Annotated in this window: 3 protein-coding genes and 1 pseudogene; 2 read left to right on the top strand and 2 right to left on the bottom strand. The window is 69.5% G+C overall.

What is annotated here, in order from left to right; translation table 11 throughout:
• Positions 1-40: 40 nt before the first annotated feature.
• The gene (locus LOY02_RS09325) at positions 41-1,285 is read right to left on the bottom strand and encodes a DUF2254 domain-containing protein (RefSeq protein ID WP_317182076.1); all 1,245 of its coding nucleotides are present in this window, start codon (positions 1,283-1,285) and stop codon (positions 41-43) included.
• A 243-nt stretch (positions 1,286-1,528) separates the two neighbouring features.
• Complete coding sequence (locus LOY02_RS09320) at positions 1,529-2,230, bottom strand: lysophospholipid acyltransferase family protein (RefSeq protein WP_317182075.1); 702 nt, start codon at positions 2,228-2,230, stop codon at positions 1,529-1,531.
• Between the two features lie 91 nt (positions 2,231-2,321).
• Between LOY02_RS09320 and LOY02_RS09315 the strand changes: the two genes are divergently transcribed.
• Both LOY02_RS09315 and LOY02_RS09310 read left to right on the top strand, forming a co-directional pair.
• On the top strand, positions 2,322-3,953 hold the full coding sequence (locus tag LOY02_RS09315) for an AMP-binding protein (RefSeq protein WP_317182074.1): 1,632 nt from the start codon (positions 2,322-2,324) through the stop codon (positions 3,951-3,953).
• 129 nt (positions 3,954-4,082) lie between these two features.
• A pseudogene (locus LOY02_RS09310) lies at positions 4,083-4,470 on the top strand (hypothetical protein); the annotation flags it as partial.

Below are 4,470 nucleotides of genomic sequence, written 5' to 3'. Positions count from 1 at the left end.
GGCCTTTGGTGCGGGACTCGTCGCTGCGCCCGCGGGCGGGTCAGTCCGCCGGCCGCAGACCGACGTCGGTCGGGGAGAGCGCGTCCAGGCCGAGGGATGGCGTCAGGCCGTAACGGGCGATGGCCGCCTGGACCGCCGGACGGTGCTCGGGGCGGGCTGCCGTCTCGAGATCGAGGAGCACGACGTGCAGGCGTCGCTGGAGGCGGGGGCTGTCCTTGCCCCAGTGCGCGATCTCGTCCAAGGCGAGTGCCAGGTAATCAGCGAAGCTCGGCTGCGGGACAGAGACGGCGAGCCGTCCGTCCTTCGTGGTGCGTTGGCGTGGGACGAGAACCCGCGTGGCGAGCCTGCGGAGGAGGTCGTGCAACTGGTCGACCGCCTGCACCGCGGTGGTGGGATCGTTGGTGCCGGGCGAGAGCGCTCGCTCCGCGATGTCGACGAGCTGACGCAGACCGAAGCCGACGTCCTGGTCCAGGCTTCGCTCCCGGCCCACGTGCACGGCGGAGTGCAGTTTGTCGTCGTCGAAGGTGCCCGCCCCGTGGATGCGGGCGAGCGGCACTCCGGCCGGGACGAACTCGCCCACGGAACGCAGGAGCTCGACGGTCACGTCCTCGCGCTCCGCGACACGGGCGAGCGCTGCGTCGTCGATCCATTTCACGACACCGGGACGGTTCGTCGCGATCGTGCGCGAAGGACCGGCCGGCAGGGTCAGGGTCGGCTCCGGCGTGGCATCCGCGGGGAGGCGCTTCTCCATCAGGCCCCGGGTGTCTGCGGCGATGGCGGCCATGATGGCCGCGGCGCGGATCGACTGGGCGATGTGGTGGATGTAGGCGAGGAAGACGAGGACCGAGACGAGGACGAGGAAGAAGGCGACCGTGACGGAGATCTGCGGCACGAACGGGTCGACCTGGGCAGTGCCCCGCACACCGCGGATCACCACGAGCGCATACACGAACGTCGCGACGAAGACGCCGAGCGCGACCTGGTTGAAGCGGTCCTTGAGGAACGAGCTGAGGATGCGGGGTGAGAACTGGCTGCTCGTGAGCTGCAGGACGACGATGGTGATGGAGAAGACCAGGCCGGTGAACGAGATCATCGAGGTGATGATCGCCGAGAGCAGCGACCGCGCACCCTCGGGCCCTCCGGCGAAGAGGAACGGCGCATTCAGAGAGGTGTCGAGCGACTCGTCCAGCGTGGTCAGGGCGAGCGCCAGACCGGTCGCTCCGACGGCGAACAGCAGCGGCCGCGCCCAGAAGCGCTCCATCAGGGACCGGAACGCCGCCTTCATGCGTGGACTCCGTCGCGCTCTCCGCCCTCGCGGGCGCACGACGGCCGCGCGGCCGTGACGATCCTGATCCTGCTCGTTTCGTTGATGCTGCACGTCCTTCCGGTGCACCCCGAGTGCGGCGTCGTCATCCTCGCAAACTTGCGGGATCGCAGCCAGTGACAGGGCCGCACGAGGTGGAATGGCCATTCGCCGTATGCCGCTGGGCTGGTCGCCCGCCGACGCGCGCTTCCGCGGGTGTGCGGGTCAACGCTCGGTGCCGGTGCGCCGGTCCCTCTCCTCGCGCTCCTCCTTGGTCGCGTAGCGGTCGGCGTACTCCTGCCCGGACAGCTCGGCGATCCGGACCATGAGGGCGTCGGTGGCCTCGCGCCACGCGGCGGGGTCGTCGGCGCGATCAACCCACCGGGACAGGTCGAGTGGCGGTGCATAGCTGACCTGTACCCGGCCGCGGCGCGGATTCGGTTGTCCCGGCAACCGGACCTCACGCGTGCCGCGGACCGCGACCGGGATGACGGGGATGCCGAGCGGAAGGGCGAGGCGCATGACCCCTGTCCGCCCGCGGTAGAGCCGTCCGTCGGGCGACCGGGTGCCCTCGGGGAAGAGGGCCACGACCCCGCCCTCGAGCAGGATGCGTCGGGCCGTGTCGAGGGCGGGGCTGGCGGTGTCGGCGCTCGCCGGGTCGATCGGCACCTGCCCGATGGCTCGGAGGAACCAGGCCAGCGCCCGGCGCTTGAGGCTCGTGCCGGAGTAGTACTTCGACTTCGCGACGTAGGTGACGCGCCGCGGCACGCCCATGCTGATGACCACCGGGTCGATCATCGTCACGTGGTTGCCGGCGAGGAGGAACGGTCCCGTCCGGGGCAGCCCGTCGCGGCCGAGCCACCGCGGCCGGAAGTACCACCGGGCGAGGGGGCCGACGATGACGTATTTGAAGAACCAGTACCACACGGGGGCCAGCGTAGGGCGGACGTTGTGCAGCCGCGGGCCCGTGTGGTGGAGTCGAGCTGAACCTGGTCCGTCGCTGCACCCGGGAGGCACCATGACCGACGTCCTCGACCCGACCCTGTCGCACACGCGTGGGGAGGCCGACACACCGCTCCTCGAGCAGACGATCGGCGACAACTTCGACGCGACCGTGGCCCGCTTCCCGGAGCGGGAAGCCCTCGTCGACGTCGCGCAGGGCAAGCGGTGGACGTATGCCGCTCTGCAGGCTGACGTGGACCGGCTCGCTCGCGCTCTGCTGGCCATCGGCGTCACGACGGGCGACCGGGTCGGCATCTGGGCGCCGAACTGCTCGGAGTGGACCCTCGTTCAGTTCGCCACCGCCAAGATCGGCGCGATCCTCGTCAACATCAACCCCGCATACCGGGCGCACGAGCTGCACTACGTCCTGGAACAGTCGGGCGTCTCGACCCTCGTCTCGGCCGAGTCGTTCAAGACGAGCAGCTACCGCGACATGATCGACGAGGTGCGGCACGACGTCGCCGGCCTCGAGCGCGTCATCTTCATCGGAACGGACGACTGGGACTCCACCCTCGCCCAGGCCGACCGGGTGAGCGCGAGCGAGCTCAGCGGCATACAGGCCTCACTCGACCGGAACGACCCGATCAACATCCAGTACACGTCCGGCACCACGGGCTTCCCCAAGGGCGCGACCCTCAGCCATCGGAACATCCTCAACAACGGCTTCTTCGTCGGGGAGCTGTGCCGTTACACGGAGGCGGACCGCGTGTGCATCCCGGTGCCCTTCTACCACTGCTTCGGCATGGTCATGGGCAACCTCGCCTGCACGTCGCACGGTGCCTGCATGGTCATCCCGGCTCCCGGCTTCGACCCTGCGGCGACGCTGCAGGCCGTCCAGGACGAGCGGTGCACGAGCCTCTACGGGGTGCCGACGATGTTCATCGCCGAGTGGAACCTGCCGAGCTTTGCCGACTACGACATCTCGAGCGTGCGCACGGGGATCATGGCGGGATCCCCCTGTCCGGCAGAGCTGATGAAGCGCCTCATCGCCTCCGGCATCGACGAGATGACGATCTGCTACGGGATGACCGAGACGTCACCGGTGTCGACGCAGAACCGCGTCGACGACACCTTCGAGCAGAAGACGCAGACCGTGGGTCGGGTGCATCCGCACCTGGAGATCAAGATCGTCGACCCCTCGACGGGAGAGACCGTCAAGCGCGGGCAGGCCGGCGAGTTCCTCACCAAGGGCTACTCCGTGATGCTCGGCTACTGGGAGCAGCCCGACAAGACGGCCGAGGCCATCGAGGACGGCTGGATGCACACCGGTGACCTCGCCGTCATGCACGACGACGGCTACGTCGAGATCACCGGCCGGATCAAGGACATGGTCATTCGGGGCGGCGAGAACGTCTATCCCCGCGAGATCGAGGAGTTCCTCTACACCCACCCCGACATCCTCGACGCCCAGGTCATCGGGGTCCCGGACGAGAGGTACGGCGAGGAGCTGTGCGCCTGGATCCGGATGAAGGAGGGAGCCGAGCCGCTCGACGCCGAGAAGGTCCGCGAGTTCTGCACCGGACAGCTCGCGCACTACAAGATCCCCCGCTACGTCGAGGTCGTCGACGAGTTCCCCATGACGGTGACGGGCAAGATCCGCAAGGTCGAGATGCGCGAGGCCACGGTGAAGAGGCTCGGCCTGGGGTGACCCCCGCCCGCGCGCTGCGCTTCCCTCACGAGTGGCGGGCAAGGGCTCTGACGTCCCGCGTGTGGGCCTCCCCGCGCAGTAGGTTTCGGGAGGAGGTTCCGCCCGTAACCGTGACCTGAAGGGGTTGGCATGTCGGACACCATGCAGCTGGTCCTGTGGATCGTGCTGGGGCTGGTCATCGTCGCGCTCGTCATCTGGGTGCTCGTGTCGGGGTCGCGCCGCAGGAAGCGGGAGGCCCAGCAGCGGGCCGAGGCCGCGTCATTGCGGGCCAGCGTCGAGGAGCGCCTCCCCGACCTCCAGGACGCGGAGGACCGCGCCTCGGTGACCGGTCAGATCGCGCAGGACGCCCGCGCCGAGGCAGAGGCGAAGGCCGCGGAGGCGGCCCGTCTGGAGCGGCAGGCCGAGGAGCACCGGGCCGAAGCGCAGTCGGCCCAGCAGGAGCGGGAGAGGCTGGAGCGCGAGGCCGATCGGATCGACCCCGATGTCCCGACCGACGAGGAGGGCCGTCGCGTCGACG

The organism is Intrasporangium sp. (genome assembly GCF_032907665.1).
Taxonomy (GTDB): Bacteria; Actinomycetota; Actinomycetes; order Actinomycetales; family Dermatophilaceae; genus Intrasporangium.
The sequence above is the reverse complement of the archived record's forward strand: the minus strand, read 5'-3'. Positions and strand labels throughout refer to the sequence as shown.

Coding starts and splice junctions, on each gene's coding strand:
- LOY02_RS09325 (WP_317182076.1), bottom strand. CDS start 1,285: ATGAAGGCGGCGTTCCGGTCCCTGATGGAGCGCTTCTGGGCGCGGCCG.
- LOY02_RS09315 (WP_317182074.1), top strand. CDS start 2,322: ATGACCGACGTCCTCGACCCGACCCTGTCGCACACGCGTGGGGAGGCC.